Source organism: Pseudoalteromonas sp. S3260 (assembly GCF_005886925.1).
In the GTDB taxonomy this organism is placed as follows: domain Bacteria; phylum Pseudomonadota; class Gammaproteobacteria; order Enterobacterales; family Alteromonadaceae; genus Pseudoalteromonas; species Pseudoalteromonas tetraodonis.
This window is the reverse complement of the sequence record NZ_PNCV01000043.1, coordinates 75,241-90,653: the sequence shown is the minus strand read 5'-3', so window position 1 is coordinate 90,653 and position 15,413 is coordinate 75,241. Positions and strand designations below refer to the sequence as shown.

Below are 15,413 nucleotides of genomic sequence, written 5' to 3'. Positions count from 1 at the left end.
AGGTAAGGGGCGTGAGCAGGACGCGGAAGCTTTGCTCGGTTTTTACTTAGCCCACTAGGTTACAAACCTCGCGCCGCGATTAAACCGCCCCTAGTTTGAACAAATTTTAATCCGCAAAGGTCAACAGACCCTAGTTCTGAGGAGCATAGTTTACATGGCTGATTTTTATCAAAATGGCATCATTACAACACTACATAACATTGCCAATAGACCCGTAGACGATTTAGAAAAAGAGTTGCTTAGTTTTAGTAAGCAGCGACCCATGGGGCTTATTTTGCCCTCATTATTTAGTGAGTTAGAAGGCCCCGCGCTACAAAATATTGTTAAAGAGCTGCAAAAAGTACCTTATTTATCACAAATTACCATAGGCTTAGACAGAGCCGACGAAAGCCAATATCGTTATGCACTTAACTTTTTTAAATCGCTCGATCAAAATCATAAAGTGTTGTGGAACGATGGCCCCCGTTTGCAGGCGCTCGATAAAGAGCTTCAAGCCTTAGGTGTGGCGCCACGCGAGCTCGGTAAAGGGCGTAATGTGTGGTATTGCATGGGGTATAAATTAGCCACCGCTGAGGTTGAATCAATCGCCTTGCATGATTGCGATATTTTAACTTATGACCGAGGCTTATTAGCGCGATTAATATACCCTGTTGCACATCCTCGATTTAACTATGAATTTTGTAAAGGCTTTTACCCGCGCACCGCCAATGGAAAAATAAATGGTCGAGTATCGCGTTTACTGGTTACTCCGTTATTGCGCTCGTTTAAAACCATTTTAGGCAGCCGTGATTACCTAGAATACATGGACTCGTTTCGTTACCCATTAGCCGGTGAATTTTCGTTTAGGCGTGATGTATTAAACGATATTCGTATTCCTAGTGACTGGGGGTTAGAAATTGGCGTATTAAGTGAAATGTATCGTAATTACTCCCATAACCGCTTATGCCAAGTTGATATTGCCGACAACTACGATCATAAACATCAGGCGTTATCGCTCGACGACCAAACCGCTGGCCTTTCTAAAATGTCGATTGATATCACAAAAGCACTATTTAGAAAGCTAGCGACTCAGGGGGTTACCTTTACCAGCGAAACCATACGTTCATTAAAAGCGACTTATTACCGCATTGGTTTAGATTTTATTGAAACCTATCACAATGATGCACTAATGAACGGTTTAACCCTTGATATTCACCAAGAAGAAAAAGCCGTTGAAATGTTTGCGCAAAATATCATGAATGCCGGTCAGCACTTTTTAGAAAACCCAATGGAAGCCCCCTTTGTGCCAAGTTGGAACCGTGTGGCCTCGGCAATGCCAGACGTACTTGAGCGTTTAAAAGAAGCCGTTGAGCTAGATAACGAGCAATACAGTTAACATCATTAAACGAGGCGCCTGTGAGTATAGTTAAAGAACAGTTTTTTCAACGAGTTGAACAACATTTATATGCTATTTATCAAGATGTTGAATTACCGATAGCAATAAGCGAATTGACTGAAGAATTGATCACCTTAATTCTAGGTGATAACCCACTTCGCGATCCCACGCCACACACTAACCGCTGGGATGAACAAGATGTTGTGCTAATAGCCTATGGCGATTCGATAATAAACCATGAAGACAGTGAGTTAGCCGTTGGGACTCCCTTAGAAGCCCCGTTAAAAACCTTGCATCGCTTTATAAAAGAGCAGTGCGATCATCAGCTTAATGCACTGCACATTTTACCCTTTTATCCGTATAGCTCAGATGAAGGGTTTGCGGTAATGAACTATGCACACGTTAATGAAGCGCTGGGCGACTGGCAAGACATAAATGCGATTGCCAACGATGTAAAGTTAATGGCTGACTTAGTAATTAATCATTGCTCTAGTCGAAGTATTTGGTTTGAAAACTTTTTAACTGACACACACCCCGGAAAAGATTACTTTAAAACAGCCAGTTTAACTGACGATTTAAGCCAAGTTGTTCGTCCTCGTACGTCGCCACTATTAAATACGGTAGCCACAGCAAGCGGTGAAAAACATGTATGGTGCACATTTAGTCATGATCAAGTGGATTTTGATTTTGAAAATCCCGAGGTGTTAAAAGAGTTTGTCGGCATTATTCGCCACTATTTAGATAACGGTATTCGCCTATTTCGCCTTGATGCCGTGGCATTTTTATGGAAACAACTCAATACCAGTTGTATAAATTTGCCACAAACTCATGAAGTGGTGCGTTTACTGCGAACGCTGATTGAGCATGCTGAGCCCAGTGTGGTGATTATTACCGAAACCAATATTCCTAATCAAGAAAACCTATCGTACTTTGGTAATGCCAACGAAGCCCATGCAATTTATAACTTTGCTTTGCCGCCGTTGTTATTGCACACTTTACTTAGCGGTGATAGTACGGCGCTTAAGCACTGGATGATGAGCATGCCGCCAGCACAAAATGGTACCGCATATTTTAATTTTATAGCCTCTCATGATGGCATTGGTTTGAGGCCAATTGAAGGGTTATTACAACCGAGTGAAGTTGCTTCGTTAGTCAGTACGACCATGCAATTTGGGGGGCGTGTTTCAATGCGCACCAGTCACGATGGCACGCATACCCCCTATGAGCTAAATATTGCTTTGTTTGATGCCTTACAAGGTACGCATAACGGCGCAGATAAATATGGCCTTGAGCGTTTTTTGTGTGCCCATGCCATTATGTTTGCAATGGAAGGCATACCAGGGCTATATATACATAGTTTACTTGGTACAACTAATGACTATGAGCGTTTTGAAAATTCGCAGCACAATCGCGCAATTAATCGTCATCGCTGGCAAGAATCAAAATTGTTAGCGGCAATTGAAGAAAAATACAGCCATCACCACCAGGTGTTTAAGGGAATAAAACAGTTATTAGCAGTGCGTAAAAGGCAAGCAGCATTCCATCCTAATGCCACACAATTTACTTTGCACTTAGGAGAGGGGTTATTTGGATTTTGGCGACAAAGCATTGACCGTCAGCAAAGTATTTTTTGTGTTTATAATATTAGCAGTCAGCCACAAAGCTTAACCTTAGCCGATTTAAACTTAATAAATACTCAGCAATGGGTTGAGCTTATTTCTATAACAGTGCTGGATGAAGAGCTTAAAACTATGCAATTAGCACCGTATCAAACACTCTGGTTATCTAATAGAGCATAAATAACGACGTTTAAAGTAATCAATGTAACTGTAAAGGGGCTTTACAGTTACATTACTCAAGCGCGAGTAGTAAGTTTTCTATAGTAAATTCAACTTTGTCTGGGCGGGTTTTACTAAACTGCGAAAAGTCTATTTCGGCTAGGTTATTCGCATTAATTGCATTATATAAAGGCTTATTTGTATCGTTGAGTGGCTGAAAAATATCATTAGTGCTGTGAAAAAGTGGCCAACGCTTTAAATCAGTATGGTTATCAAATAAGTTTATAATTGCATGAGCCCCCAATAAAACATGACCTCCTATAGATACATCAAGCTCTGAACTAGTATTAGGTGGAACCTCCCAGTTAATACCGCCCACAATAACCTGTGATTGTATGTTTAGCTGTTTTAATGCCCTTTTTGCGCCAAACGCAATCGCGTCATTCGCACACCAAATAATGTTAATTTCAGGGGCTTGCTGCACATACGCCAAGGTTTTTGTAAACCCTTCTTGTTCAGACCAATTGGCAACCTCTTTAGCGGTTAAGGTGACTTGCGGTGTTTGCGTTAAAAAATCCATTAACCCTTGAGTGCGCATAATAGAAGCAGGCGTTGCATAGTCGCCTAATAACGCCAATATATGTGCGCTAGTTGTTGTTTTATAGGTAAACTTTTTATAAAGCTGCTGCATTAATAATTTACCTGCAACGCGATTATTTGGGGTAACACTACCGACTATGTTAGTGCCATTTTCACGTAACATATCAAGTGACGCTGGTGAGGGACGATTTAATAAAAAATAAATGGGAACATTGTTACTGTCTATTTTAGATAGGTACTTACTGGTAACATTTTTTTCGTTTACCAATAACAGGTAATCAGGCTTATCGTTAATGGCCTGCTGGATCAGCTCTTTCATTAAAATATGATTTCGATTGGCGTATTTTATAGTTAATGTCACATCTAAATCTGTGGCAGCATTTTGCATAATTTTAGAAACATGAAACCAAAAATCACCGGTTTTATTGCTATTAGCTTCAGTTGAATTTGAAAAGCCAGGATTGATGAATATGATCTCTAAGGCATTAATACTGTAACTACTGAATAGCAGGCAGGAAAAAGTTATCAGGCGGTGTAATTTAAACAAAGGCATATGTTTCTCTATATATTTTATAAAGCTCGATTTTTATCTTGCTAACTAGCTCCGTGGTGACATCTAAGCGTTATGCTATATAATACCCTAGTAAGTTTACCATGTATGCAGCAATTAATTTTTTTAGGATTTATGAATGAAAGCAGTTTTATTGTTAATAGTATTACTCTTTAGTCAAACAGTTGCCGCTAATGACGTAAGTGATTTAGAAAAGACCATGAAAAATATAGGGCTGGCTTATAAACAAAGTGTTGAAGCAACCCAACTTAAAGAATTTAATGGTGCTATCGATGAATTTATTGGATTGATAGAGCAAGGTAAGAAAGCCAAATTTTATAAAGAAGCTGAGAAGTCGGTGCAAGGGCTCGATAAAGTACTTGTTCAAGCCCAGTTAGCCAAAAAAGTAGCGAATGAGCAGGGACTCGAAGCTGCAAAAAAACCACTTAAAGCTATCGATAATTTACGCAAAAAATATCATAAATTACATGAGCCTCCAGGCTTTTTTGAATTACTGTTTGGAAAATAAGGATTAGCAATGGAAATTTCAGTTTCAATGTTAGAAGGTCAAAAGTTGAGTGCTAAGTTTGGTGAGCATGAAGTTATAAGCGAGCAAAGCATAAACGCTGGTGGTGATGCAGAGCACCCAGAGCCGTTTGACTATTTTTTAGTAAGCATGGTGTTGTGCGCTGGTTTTTATGCGCGTAAATTTTGTCAGCAAAGAGAGATCTCGACTGAAGGGATGACACTGACACAAAATAACGAAAATGTGGATGAAAACGGTAAGAAGCTTTTTTCAATCGAAATTGGCTTGCCAGAAGGTTTCCCCGAAAAATATAAAAAAGCACTTATTGCTGCTGTAAATACATGTACCGTGAAAAAGGTTATTCAGGCAGTGCCTGAGTTTTCTGTTGAAGTAAAGTAAATACCCTTTAACAATAATGCCGAGTATAAACTCGGCATTATTATTTATCCCACTATTTTTTCTTCATACCCTGCACGGCTTTAAATCTAGGGTTGTTTTTACATATCACGAATACTCGCCCTTTGCGCTTTACAATTTGACAACCTGGTCGTTGTTTTGCACTTTTTAATGAACTTAATACTTTCATTTGCTTTCCTTTTTAGCTGTAGAGAGGTTTTTAAAGCGACGATTAAATTGCGCAACGCGGCCATCAGTAGCAAGTGTTTTTTGTTTTCCGGTATAAAATGGGTGTGAGTCAGATGAAACATCAATAGGCACATAGGGATATGTATTACCGTCTATTTCGATAGTGCGATTGGTTTTAATGGTTGAACCAATAATAAAGTAAGAATCAGCTGCAGTATCATGAAAAGCAACCACATGGTAATCAGGGTGAATATTGGGCTTCATTAAACGCCTTTAATGTTATGTGATAGTATATCATTTAATTTAACGTATTTATTTTCCCTTTGCAAATCATTTTAAATAGCCTGACCTTTGGTTAAATAGTCTTTAACGCACCGTAATTGCTGCGTATTTGCACAATCTAGTCAAAAAATAAGCACTTAGATCAAAAGTACTGGCTATTAGTATTTAGGCTGCTATAACTAGTCTCAGCAAAAAAAATAATAAAAATTTAAACACGTAGAATAGAGGTAGTTTATGAGTGACGCTCAGGCACAACAAGACCAAATCGACCAAGGAGTTATGGACACTCTTAGGGAGCGCGATCATAGTGTATTGGCAAAACAAGTTGACTCACTCGCATGTTCTCATAACGATATCATTGAATTGCTTGCTCATTATTTAGCATTAAGCGAACAAGAAGATGATGAGTTATTTGATGACTGGTTTGACTCTCTTTCAAAAGAACAACACACCGTGCTAAAAGTATTTGAAGTATATCGCGGACAGTATGAGCACCAAAACTAACTGTTTGTATTAGGCATATTAATTAGTCATTATGCTAACACTGGCTATACGATTGTAATTTAATGTTAAAAAGGCATTGTTTTTATAGATAAGCGAAATAATTAATTACACTTATTCAATACAATAGTATGTACTTTGCCCCTTGATTATTTTTCAACTAACTAATTGATGTTTAAAGCTTTATAATAAGTTAAACTGCATTTAGTGTTAAAATATTAGTTTCGGCTCGTAGTTGAACTACCATTAATAAGTTGAAATAAGAAAGGGATAATTCAGCATGCAACATTTAAATGAAATACTCAGCAGAAACAACGTCAAAATAATTGGCAAGGGTGATAAAACCTTAGTGTTGGCTCACGGCTTTGGCTGTGACCAAAATATGTGGCGATTTATTATTCCTGCCCTTGAACAACATTTTACTTTAGTGCTGTTTGATTATGTAGGCTCAGGTAACTCTGATGTGGCTAAATATAATAAACAGCGCTACTCAACCCTTGATGGGTATGCCAAAGACGTACTAGAAATATGTGCCGCACTTGAACTTACCGATATTACATTTATAGGCCACTCTGTTAGCGCAACAATTGGTGCACTTGCTGCCATTGAGCAACCAGAGTTATTTGCTCAGCTTGTTATGGTTTGCCCCTCACCGTGTTTTTTAAATTTACCCCCTGATTATTTTGGCGGATTTGAAAAACAAGATTTGCACGAACTACTAAACCTAATGGATAAAAATTACATTGGCTGGGCCAATTACTTAGCGCCTTTGGTTATGGGGAGTTCTCATCCTGATGAATTTATAGCGGAACTATCGGGAAGTTTTTGCTCAACCGATCCCCTTATTGCAAAAACCTTTGCAGAAGCCACGTTTTTATCCGACTACCGTTTTATACTTGAACATATAAAACAGCCTACTTTAATTTTACAAAGTGAAAATGATGCTTTAGCCGCACCTTCTGTGGGGGAGTTTGTAGCGAATGAAATTTCAAATGCAACACTTAAGGTTATTAGTGCGCATGGCCACTGTATACATATGACGCACCCAGAAACAGTCAGCCGTTTAATTTTTGATTTTGTGAGTTAGCCACATGTCACTTAATAAAGTAGATGAAAAACTTGCTGATTATTCCGCAGATCACTTTTTAAATGGTGCATTAGTGACAAATGCAGATAACATTATTGTTTATGCAAATACTTATTTTCAAAAGGAATTAGAGTGGAATACTAATGAGCTTATTGGCAAGTCGGTTGATAAAATTATAACTAAATCATCAAAAATATTTTTACAAAGTTATGTGTTTCCTACCTTACTGCACGAAAAGCAATGCCAAGAAATGCAGTTAATTATGCTCAGCGCCCAAGGCGAGCGTATGGCGGTTACCGTTAATGCTCAGCTTGATGAAAAGAGCTATATATACTGGAGCTTTTTTAACGCGACTCAGCGAGATAAGCTTTACGACGAGCTGATTAAAACACGGGAAAAGTTAGAAGCGCAAACTGAACGCTTACAATCTTTAGCGTCTACCGATGAGTTAACCAATTTATTAAATAGAAGAGAGATGAATTGCCGCAGCGTGCTGTTACTCGAACAGGCTATGCGATTAAAGCAGTCGGTTGCTTTATTAATAATAGATATTGATAATTTTAAAGTCGTTAATGATACCTTTGGGCATTTAGAAGGGGATCGGGTTTTAAAAGAGTTGGGGCAACGTCTTAAACATTTTGGTCGACAAACCGATCTTATTTCTCGTTACGGCGGTGAAGAGTTTTTAATTATGCTGCCAGATACAAATAAAGCAGATACTTTGTCATTTTGCCAAAGGCTGCATTTATTAATTGCTGAAATTAAAGTAGGTAATCGCCCAGTAACCGCCAGTATTGGGGCAAGTTTAAGTCGTGCGAAAACGACGTTTACTGATTTATTTGCCCAAGCCGATAATGCGGTATATGAAGCCAAAGAGCGCGGAAAAAACAGAACCCAATTATACGATAACCCCTAACTAAATAGAGGTAAACTCAACAAGGTATTGAGTTGAGCTTACCCAAAAGACGGCAGTTATAGTTGATATTATTGCTCTACACAGTTGATTTTTGCTAATGGCGATGCCAATACGGTATCGGGGTGCCAAATTCTATCCCATATTTTAGGTAAGTTGTTTAAGTTGGGTCTTTGGCTTATTTTTTCAAAATTACCGACACTGATTGCTGAGCCATCTTTCTGACCGACAACAAAATTAAACACATAAGCACACTCCATGCCCATGCGTAAATCAGAGAGAATAACTTTGTCTTGCTGCTCGCGAACGGAATAAAACCCTTTTGTAAACCACTGCAAGCGTTTAACACCCCATTCATTTTTAATCTCGTTTAGTAAAGAAGGGGTTGTTTGGTATGCATTTAAGGTAACCTCGTTGGCTGTATCAAACACCGATGCATAGCCTTCATAATATTTCCCATCCGACATAACAACCACCCGCCAAAGCAAAGTAGTAAATGGTGCTGGTGTGCTAATGTATTCATTGACTGTGATGCCTCTGTTTTGCAGCGCAGTGTTGACTTTATCGTCAATAACAACTTTAAGAATAAGCGAACAGCATAAATAGAGAGTACTTACCGTGATCGTAATTGCGTTAATTTTGTAGGCGGTCGGGGCGGTTATTTTTGGTATTAAAGTGCTTATAACCCCTACTAAAAGTGGTAACGTGTAGAGGGGATCAATAATAAACATATTTGAAACCGCAAACGGATGCTCTGTAAGTGGCCACATTAATTGCGTACCGTACACAGTGAGTGCATCCAATAGTGCATGGGTTGATAAACATAAAAACACTAACCAAAACCAACGCGTTTTATACGCTTGCATGCCAGTGTGTATTTTTAAAATTAGCCAAACAATTAAGGGGCTAATTAACAAGTGCACAAATAAAGAATGGCTAAAACCGCGATGATAGGTAAATGCCTCTACACTACCGCCATAGGGTAAAAACACATCTAAATCGGGTAAAGTGCCTAAAATAGCGCCCCACGCAACGGCTTTTCTACCTACTTTATTGCCTAGTACCGCGTAGCCTACGGCACTGCCTAATGCGACTTGTGTTAAAGAATCCATACTACCTCATCCAAATAATGCAACTGCAGTGTTTATACTCAGCTTAATCTTAAAACCGTCAATAATGTAAATTATTTCATTAAGTTGCTCTTTAAACTCAATTTAAAAGCGATTTATAAACTTAGTCGCGGTTGTATAAAATCTAAAAATGCTACGATACGGGAAGAAACCGCCCCATTTTTGTAATAAACGCCATAAATAGACTCTCGGCTATTTGGGCTACTCACGCTGTGGGGTAAAACTTCTATTAATCGTTTTTTGGCTAAATCTTCTGCAATCATAAATTGTGAGAGAAGTGCTATGCCTTGATCAGCAATACATAAATGCCTAATGGTTTCGCCGCTGCTAGCTCTTAAATCAAAGTGCAGTGATTGCTCATGCTTCAAGGGCCATTGATTAAGAGTATTGGGCTCACTGAAGCCAATTAGGTTATGGTTTTTAAGATCTGAAACCTGTTGTAACGGTGGCGCATTTTTTAAATAATCAGCGCTTGCGACCAGTTTTAATTTACTTTGGCCTAATTTTCGCGCATGCAGGTTTGAATCTTTTAAGTCTCCAATGCGAATAGCTAAATCTGTTTTGCGCTCAAGTAAATCAATAATATTGTCGTGGGAGGTAATATCGAGCGTGATTTGCGGATATTGCTTTTTAAATTCATTAATTAGTGGCGCTAGTTGATGTAAAACAAAAGGGCTTGCTGCATCTATACGCAAGTGCCCGCTAGGTGCTTGCTTAAGTAGCTTTATTGTTTCTTCCCCTAAGAGCAGAGTGTTTAAAGCCTTTCGCGCATATTCTATGTATATATGTCCTTCCTCGGTCAGTTCTAAACGCCGAGTTGTTCTGTTTAATAATGTGCAGTTTAGCCTGCTTTCAAGGCGAGATAGCGCTCTTGAAACCTTAGCTACATTTAAATCAAGTAAACTAGCCGCACCGGAAAAACTGCCACAATCCACAATGGTAATAAACATTTCTAGATCTTCAGTTTTAGCTTGAACAGGCATAAATTCACTCATTTATATTTGCAAAATAAACAAAAGTATTTTGCCATTTATGCTATTTATTGCAAAGTTGTTTTTACACACACTATGCATCTATTTTAAAAATGAGGATGTATTTATGCCATTGGCTTTATGGGCGCTTACCTTAAGCGCATTTGCAATTGGAACAACCGAGTTTGTTATAGTGGGTTTAGTGCCAACTATTGCAAACGATTTAGGGGTGAGCTTACCATCAGCAGGCTTACTAGTGAGCTTATATGCAGTTGGTGTAGCTATTGGCGCACCGGTACTCACTGCATTAACGGGGCGCTGGAACCGAAAAGTGGTACTTATAAGCCTTATGGGCTTATTTGTTATGGGTAATTTATTAGCTTGGCAAGCGCCGAGTTACGAAACACTAATACTGGCGCGCATACTAACAGGCTTAGCTCACGGTGTATTTTTCTCTATTGGCTCAATGATAGCACCAAGCTTGGTAAGTAAAGACAAAGAGGCGAGCGCTATCGCAATTATGTTTACCGGCCTTAAGGTAGCGCTTGTAACGGGTGTGCCATTAGGAACATGGATTGGCCAGCACTTTGGCTGGCGTGCAACTTTTTTAGTGGTTTCGGCATTAGGTTTAATTGCGCTAATTGGCAGCGCTATTTTAGTACCAAAAAACTTAAAGCAGTCTATTCCGGCGACGTTTAAAGAGCAGCTACAGGTTATTGTTAAGCCGCGCTTATTGCTCGTTTATTTAATGACTATATTAGGCTACGGCGGTACGTTCACCGCGTTTACTTACTTAGCGCCTATATTAGAGCAGCAAACTGGCTTTGCACCATCCGCTATTGGTTTAATAATGCTGGTTTATGGTGTGTCGGTGGCTGTTGGTAATATATGGGGCGGAAAATTAGCCGACAAGCGAGGCCCAATTAGCGCACTGAGTATTATATTTAGCGTGTTAACAATTATTTTATTGGCTTTCACCTTTACTATGGAATCAAAAGTAGCCGCGGTGCTGACTATTTTAATATGGGGGGCATTTGCATTTGGTAATGTACCAGGATTGCAGCTTTATGTAGTAAAACAGGCAAAAAAGCACACTCCTAATGCGGTAGATGTCGCATCGGGCTTAAACATCGCAGCGTTTAATATTGGAATAGCCTTAGGCTCTGTTACAGGGGGGCTTGTAGTCGAGCATATGGAACTAAAAGATACCGCATGGATTGGGGCCGTTGTTTCATTACTGGCTTTAATAGTCACTCGATACAGTGGCAGGCTAGATAAACATAATGTTCAGGCTAAATAAAGCCGAACTCATATAGGTTAGTCTTGAAATAAAAATGAATGGCCTCAGTGTTTATATGAGGTCAAAATTTTAAATCAAAAAAGTAATCGGTGTATTTAGTAAACGCGACGTTTGAATTTTAAACCAATTATTTAATAAGGATAAAGCTATGACACAACGTGTAATTGAAATGCCAGACTTAGGTATGGGTACTTTTCGTTTAGAAGGTAAAACTGCTTATGAATCTGTAAAAATGGCGTTAGAAGTAGGATTTCGTCATATTGATACCGCGCAAATTTATGGTAACGAAGAACAAGTTGGCCAAGCTATTAAAGACAGTAATATCCCCAGAGATGAGTTATTTATTACCACCAAAGTATGGAACAATAAACTCAATAAAAACGACTTTATCACAAGTGTAGAAAAGTCATTAGAAAAGCTGCAAGTTGACTCGGTTGATTTATTGCTAGTTCACTGGCCTGCACCATCAAACAATGAGCCTATGAGCGAATACCTGACTGAGCTACTAAAAGCTAAAAAGTTAGGGTTAACTAAACATATTGGCGTATCAAACTTCACTATTGCGAACTTAAAAGAAGCGATGCAAACGTTAGACTCGCGTGAAATATTTACTAACCAAGTAGAAGTGCATCCTTATTTAACCAACACCAAACTGCGCGCCTTTTGTGCTCAGCATGACATACATGTAACAGCCTATATGCCGTTTGTGGTTGGTAAAGTGTTGAACGATCAAACCATTATAGATATTGCCAATAAACACGATGCAACGCCAGCGCAAGTGGTTATTGCATGGGAAAATGCAAATGGCATGACCACCATTCCATCATCGACCAAGCGTAAAAACTTAGAAGATAACTTTAACGACAAAGTTAAACTTGATGATGAAGACATAGCGCGTATAGATGGCCTTGATTGCAACGACCGCCAAGCAACGCCCGACTTTGCACCGCAGTGGGATCAATAACCAAAGAGCTAAAGCTAAAACAGGTGCAGTAAAGCTGCACCTTTATTTTTTTAAACAAGGAACACCCATGTTAACGGTAATTGCCACACTATCGAGTGAAAATAGCGATGCAGATCGCCTCTTAACCGAGCTCGAAAACTTACAACAGACCTCGCGCCAAGAAGTAGGCTGCTTGCGTTACGAGCTATCAGTTAAAAACGATGCTGAGCAAACCATCTATTTAGTGAGTGAGCAATGGGCGTCTACTGAGCATTTTGAAGCTCATAAAAACGCACCACACTTTAAAGCCTTTGGTGATGCAGTAGGTACATTTATTACCTCTACCAATATTGATGTATATAAAACCATTGGTTAACAGCACAAAGCTAATAGCCAAGTAGGATCTGTAACCTTTACTTAATCGATAAATCGTATTTTAAAATAAGGGCATCAATATAGCGGCTACGTAATGTGAGTTGCTTTTCGTGATCGGCGCCATGGCTGAGGGCTTTATTTAAAAGCTTCATGGCGGGGTGAATACGGGCGCGCTCATCCTTATCTAAACTGGCTTTACTGCGCAGTTCGGTTATATCGTCCACTAATAATCTGCCAATATCCACAGCCACAATTTCATCAATTAAGCCATTTTGGGTGAGCACCCCATATTTGCTGCATAAAAACTGTTGCCACACTTGCTGTAAATGTTCTTCTATTTCACAGCCAAACAATTCTTCGTTAAATATAAAGCCTTGCTGTGCAAGCTTAGCTAAGCATTGGGTATAGTACTGAGCAAAAAAATTAAACGCCTGATTAGATGACTCAATTTTTTGCTTTATAACTCCTTGACCCCAGTTTACGCAGCCACGGGGATAGTAATCGTCGTATTCTTCACATTCATACAAGCCTGAATAAGAGCTGCAACTCATCTGGTTTTTAATGCAATAACTGGGTTTAGGGAAAATGCTTTGCGCTTGCCAATCTTCAAGAGTTTCAGTGTCTATGTTGAGTGCTTGGCATAACTCATCAGTGTGATAAAAGTGAGTGCTTAAATAGTCAGATAAACGCATAGTGGCTCGCTTAATAGTAAAAAACAAAATACTGTTTATTTATACAGTTGTTTATTTTGTATCATCAAACTCAATAACACAAGCCATTTTATAATTAAATACTGGCTATCACTGCAAATAGCGCGGTAAATATGGTACAAATAGGCCAAGTATTAATAACAATGATTTTTTTATGCGCACCCTAGAACAAATTAAACAAGCAAGCCTTATTACTGCAATTAAAACACCTTACTTAGCCAATGGTGAGATCGATCTTGCAAAGTATGATGAACTCGTTGAAATACAAATTGCAGCGGGTGTTGACGGCATAGTTGTTGGTGGCACCACCGGTGAAGGCCAGTTAATGAACTGGGAAGAGCACTTAATGCTAATTGCGCACAGTGCCAATAAATTTGGTGATAAATTACTGATTATAGGCAACACCGGCAGTAATAATACGCGCGAAGCAATTAAGGCAACTAAATATGGTTTTGCCAGCGGCATGCATGCCTCATTGCAAATTAACCCTTACTACGGGCGCACATCAATTGCTGGTGTTAAAGAGCACTTTAAACGTGTGCTTGATATTGGTCCGGCGTTTATTTACAACGTAGCAGGGCGCACAGGTCAAGACCTCACCCCTGATATTATTGAACCACTAGCACAGCATGAGCACTTTATTGGTGTTAAAGAATGTGGTGGCAATGAGCGTATAGCGCACTATGAACAACAAGGTATTGCGTGTTGGTCTGGTAATGATGACGAAGCACACGATGCACGCCATATCCATAAAGCACATGGCGTTATTTCAGTTACGTCTAACCTGATCCCAGGGTTGTTCCGTCAATTAATGGATAGCAAAAATGATGCGCTTAATAACTCATTACAACCATTAATGAACTGGCTGTTTTGCGAGCCAAACCCAATTGCGATTAACACCGCGATGATCATGACCGGCGCGGTTAACCCAGTGTTTAGAATGCCTTACGTGCCGCTCAACGATGAGCAACAGCAACAAGGTGAAACGCTGATTAATCAGCTTAATGAGCAAGATTTTGTCGGTAGTCGAGCGCAGTGTGTGGATATTAGTAAGGTTTTGATTTTATCTTAAACTGTTAGACTATTTATTAAATACTAAATTTTCAAAGCAGCCTACTGTGAACACAGAGGCTGCTTTTTATATCACTGCCAATAGTAGTTGAGTTTAAGCTGCCACATAGCGGAATTAGCATGAGTGACCGCTAATCGAATATCAATATCTTGGCTAATAGGCACTGCCAGTTCTAGTTTGGTTTGCGCTGGGTTTTTAGCATTTAAGAATGACTTTTCATAGGATGCTCTGAGCTTATATCCCACCTATCTCACTTTGGCTATTTTTTACTAAAATACTTAGCACACTAAAAAAGGCCAGTTCCAGATTCAATAGGAATATTTGACATATTGAACTGCTTAACAACATTATTTTCATCGAATAACATTACTAGCTCACTACGTGTGCCTTCTGATTTTGTACTAGCTAAACCATAGGCAAATAAGATAGAGCCAACTGTTTCAACCGTAAATGCTGAAGTATTATCATAACGATACTTCCATATTGATAGTCCACCATCTGTATAGCTCGTCTTATACGGGCTTCCAAATTCTATACGTATTTCTTGCTGAGTTGTTTTACCTTTTATTATTTTTGCACTGGCATCTACTTCTGTTAAATCTTCCATTGACGGGTTACCGCTATTTGCACAACCACTTACCGTAATGATTGAACAAAGGATTAAACCCCAAGCGAGTATTTTTTCACTATATAACTCAATTTATTTAAATTTCTA

The 15,413-nt window shown here is 39.0% G+C and carries 19 protein-coding genes; 11 read left to right on the top strand and 8 right to left on the bottom strand.

Translation table 11 applies throughout. The features are described 5' to 3' along the window. Window positions 1–154: 154 nt before the first annotated feature. Together CWC14_RS09025 and CWC14_RS09020 are read left to right on the top strand one after the other, a co-directional pair. The gene (locus tag CWC14_RS09025; protein WP_036983932.1) at window positions 155–1,375 is read left to right on the top strand and encodes a glycosyltransferase family protein; all 1,221 of its coding nucleotides are present in this window, start codon (window positions 155–157) and stop codon (window positions 1,373–1,375) included. A gap of 20 nt (window positions 1,376–1,395) precedes the next feature. Beyond that, complete coding sequence (locus CWC14_RS09020; RefSeq protein WP_138562476.1) at window positions 1,396–3,174, top strand: alpha-amylase family glycosyl hydrolase; 1,779 nt, start codon at window positions 1,396–1,398, stop codon at window positions 3,172–3,174. 52 nt (window positions 3,175–3,226) lie between these two features. Here CWC14_RS09020 and CWC14_RS09015 read toward each other — a convergent pair whose 3' ends face one another. Continuing rightward, the gene (locus tag CWC14_RS09015; RefSeq protein WP_138562474.1) at window positions 3,227–4,306 is read right to left on the bottom strand and encodes an ABC transporter substrate-binding protein; all 1,080 of its coding nucleotides are present in this window, start codon (window positions 4,304–4,306) and stop codon (window positions 3,227–3,229) included. 136 nt (window positions 4,307–4,442) lie between these two features. Here CWC14_RS09015 and CWC14_RS09010 point away from each other — a divergent pair, with 136 nt between their 5' ends. After that, the gene (locus tag CWC14_RS09010; RefSeq protein WP_036983935.1) at window positions 4,443–4,832 is read left to right on the top strand and encodes a cytochrome b562; all 390 of its coding nucleotides are present in this window, start codon (window positions 4,443–4,445) and stop codon (window positions 4,830–4,832) included. A gap of 9 nt (window positions 4,833–4,841) precedes the next feature. Then, the gene (locus CWC14_RS09005; protein WP_138562472.1) at window positions 4,842–5,228 is read left to right on the top strand and encodes an OsmC family protein; all 387 of its coding nucleotides are present in this window, start codon (window positions 4,842–4,844) and stop codon (window positions 5,226–5,228) included. Window positions 5,229–5,280: 52 nt separating this feature from the next. Here the strand turns inward: CWC14_RS09005 and ykgO are convergent, their stop codons facing one another. Continuing rightward, window positions 5,281–5,415: a type B 50S ribosomal protein L36 gene (gene ykgO / locus CWC14_RS09000; RefSeq protein WP_002958669.1), complete on the bottom strand. Its 135-nt coding sequence runs from the start codon at window positions 5,413–5,415 to the stop codon at window positions 5,281–5,283. Next, window positions 5,412–5,678: a type B 50S ribosomal protein L31 gene (locus CWC14_RS08995; protein WP_028834757.1), complete on the bottom strand. Its 267-nt coding sequence runs from the start codon at window positions 5,676–5,678 to the stop codon at window positions 5,412–5,414. The genes ykgO and CWC14_RS08995 overlap by 4 nt, the downstream gene beginning before the upstream one ends. Window positions 5,679–5,930: 252 nt before the next feature. On the opposite strand from CWC14_RS08995, the gene CWC14_RS08990 reads away from it, so the two are divergent. The 3 genes from CWC14_RS08990 (at window position 5,931) to CWC14_RS08980 (ending at window position 8,200) form a co-directional block, all read left to right on the top strand. After that, window positions 5,931–6,200, top strand: coding sequence for a hypothetical protein (locus tag CWC14_RS08990; RefSeq protein ID WP_138562470.1), 270 nt, complete (start codon window positions 5,931–5,933; stop codon window positions 6,198–6,200). A 277-nt stretch (window positions 6,201–6,477) separates the two neighbouring features. Further along, the gene (locus CWC14_RS08985) at window positions 6,478–7,284 is read left to right on the top strand and encodes an alpha/beta fold hydrolase (RefSeq protein WP_138562468.1); all 807 of its coding nucleotides are present in this window, start codon (window positions 6,478–6,480) and stop codon (window positions 7,282–7,284) included. A 4-nt stretch (window positions 7,285–7,288) separates the two neighbouring features. Next, the gene (locus CWC14_RS08980) at window positions 7,289–8,200 is read left to right on the top strand and encodes a sensor domain-containing diguanylate cyclase (protein WP_138562466.1); all 912 of its coding nucleotides are present in this window, start codon (window positions 7,289–7,291) and stop codon (window positions 8,198–8,200) included. A 68-nt stretch (window positions 8,201–8,268) separates the two neighbouring features. On the opposite strand, the gene CWC14_RS08975 is transcribed toward CWC14_RS08980, so the two are convergent. Beyond that, a complete protein-coding gene (locus tag CWC14_RS08975) occupies window positions 8,269–9,309 on the bottom strand; it encodes a metal-dependent hydrolase (protein ID WP_138562464.1) in 1,041 nt (346 codons plus the stop codon). Between the two features lie 113 nt (window positions 9,310–9,422). Beyond that, window positions 9,423–10,310: a LysR family transcriptional regulator gene (locus CWC14_RS08970; RefSeq protein WP_171036837.1), complete on the bottom strand. Its 888-nt coding sequence runs from the start codon at window positions 10,308–10,310 to the stop codon at window positions 9,423–9,425. Window positions 10,311–10,425: 115 nt separating this feature from the next. On the opposite strand from CWC14_RS08970, the gene CWC14_RS08965 reads away from it, so the two are divergent. The 3 genes from CWC14_RS08965 (at window position 10,426) to CWC14_RS08955 (ending at window position 12,917) form a co-directional block, all read left to right on the top strand. Further along, entirely contained in the window at window positions 10,426–11,598 is a 1,173-nt protein-coding gene (locus CWC14_RS08965) for an MFS transporter (RefSeq protein ID WP_171036836.1), read from the top strand. A gap of 148 nt (window positions 11,599–11,746) precedes the next feature. Further along, a complete protein-coding gene (dkgB, locus tag CWC14_RS08960) occupies window positions 11,747–12,562 on the top strand; it encodes a 2,5-didehydrogluconate reductase DkgB (RefSeq protein WP_069438953.1) in 816 nt (271 codons plus the stop codon). Window positions 12,563–12,629: 67 nt separating this feature from the next. After that, complete coding sequence (locus CWC14_RS08955; protein ID WP_036983942.1) at window positions 12,630–12,917, top strand: putative quinol monooxygenase; 288 nt, start codon at window positions 12,630–12,632, stop codon at window positions 12,915–12,917. Between the two features lie 37 nt (window positions 12,918–12,954). Here CWC14_RS08955 and CWC14_RS08950 read toward each other — a convergent pair whose 3' ends face one another. Then, the gene (locus CWC14_RS08950; RefSeq protein ID WP_138562458.1) at window positions 12,955–13,608 is read right to left on the bottom strand and encodes a DUF6058 family natural product biosynthesis protein; all 654 of its coding nucleotides are present in this window, start codon (window positions 13,606–13,608) and stop codon (window positions 12,955–12,957) included. 172 nt (window positions 13,609–13,780) lie between these two features. Between CWC14_RS08950 and dapA the strand changes: the two genes are divergently transcribed. Next, complete coding sequence (dapA, locus tag CWC14_RS08945) at window positions 13,781–14,698, top strand: 4-hydroxy-tetrahydrodipicolinate synthase (protein WP_138562456.1); 918 nt, start codon at window positions 13,781–13,783, stop codon at window positions 14,696–14,698. Window positions 14,699–14,769: 71 nt separating this feature from the next. On the opposite strand, the gene CWC14_RS19150 is transcribed toward dapA, so the two are convergent. After that, a complete protein-coding gene (locus tag CWC14_RS19150; protein ID WP_171034703.1) occupies window positions 14,770–14,943 on the bottom strand; it encodes a hypothetical protein in 174 nt (57 codons plus the stop codon). A 41-nt stretch (window positions 14,944–14,984) separates the two neighbouring features. Then, a complete protein-coding gene (locus CWC14_RS08940; protein ID WP_051498260.1) occupies window positions 14,985–15,305 on the bottom strand; it encodes a hypothetical protein in 321 nt (106 codons plus the stop codon). Window positions 15,306–15,413: the final 108 nt, after the last annotated feature.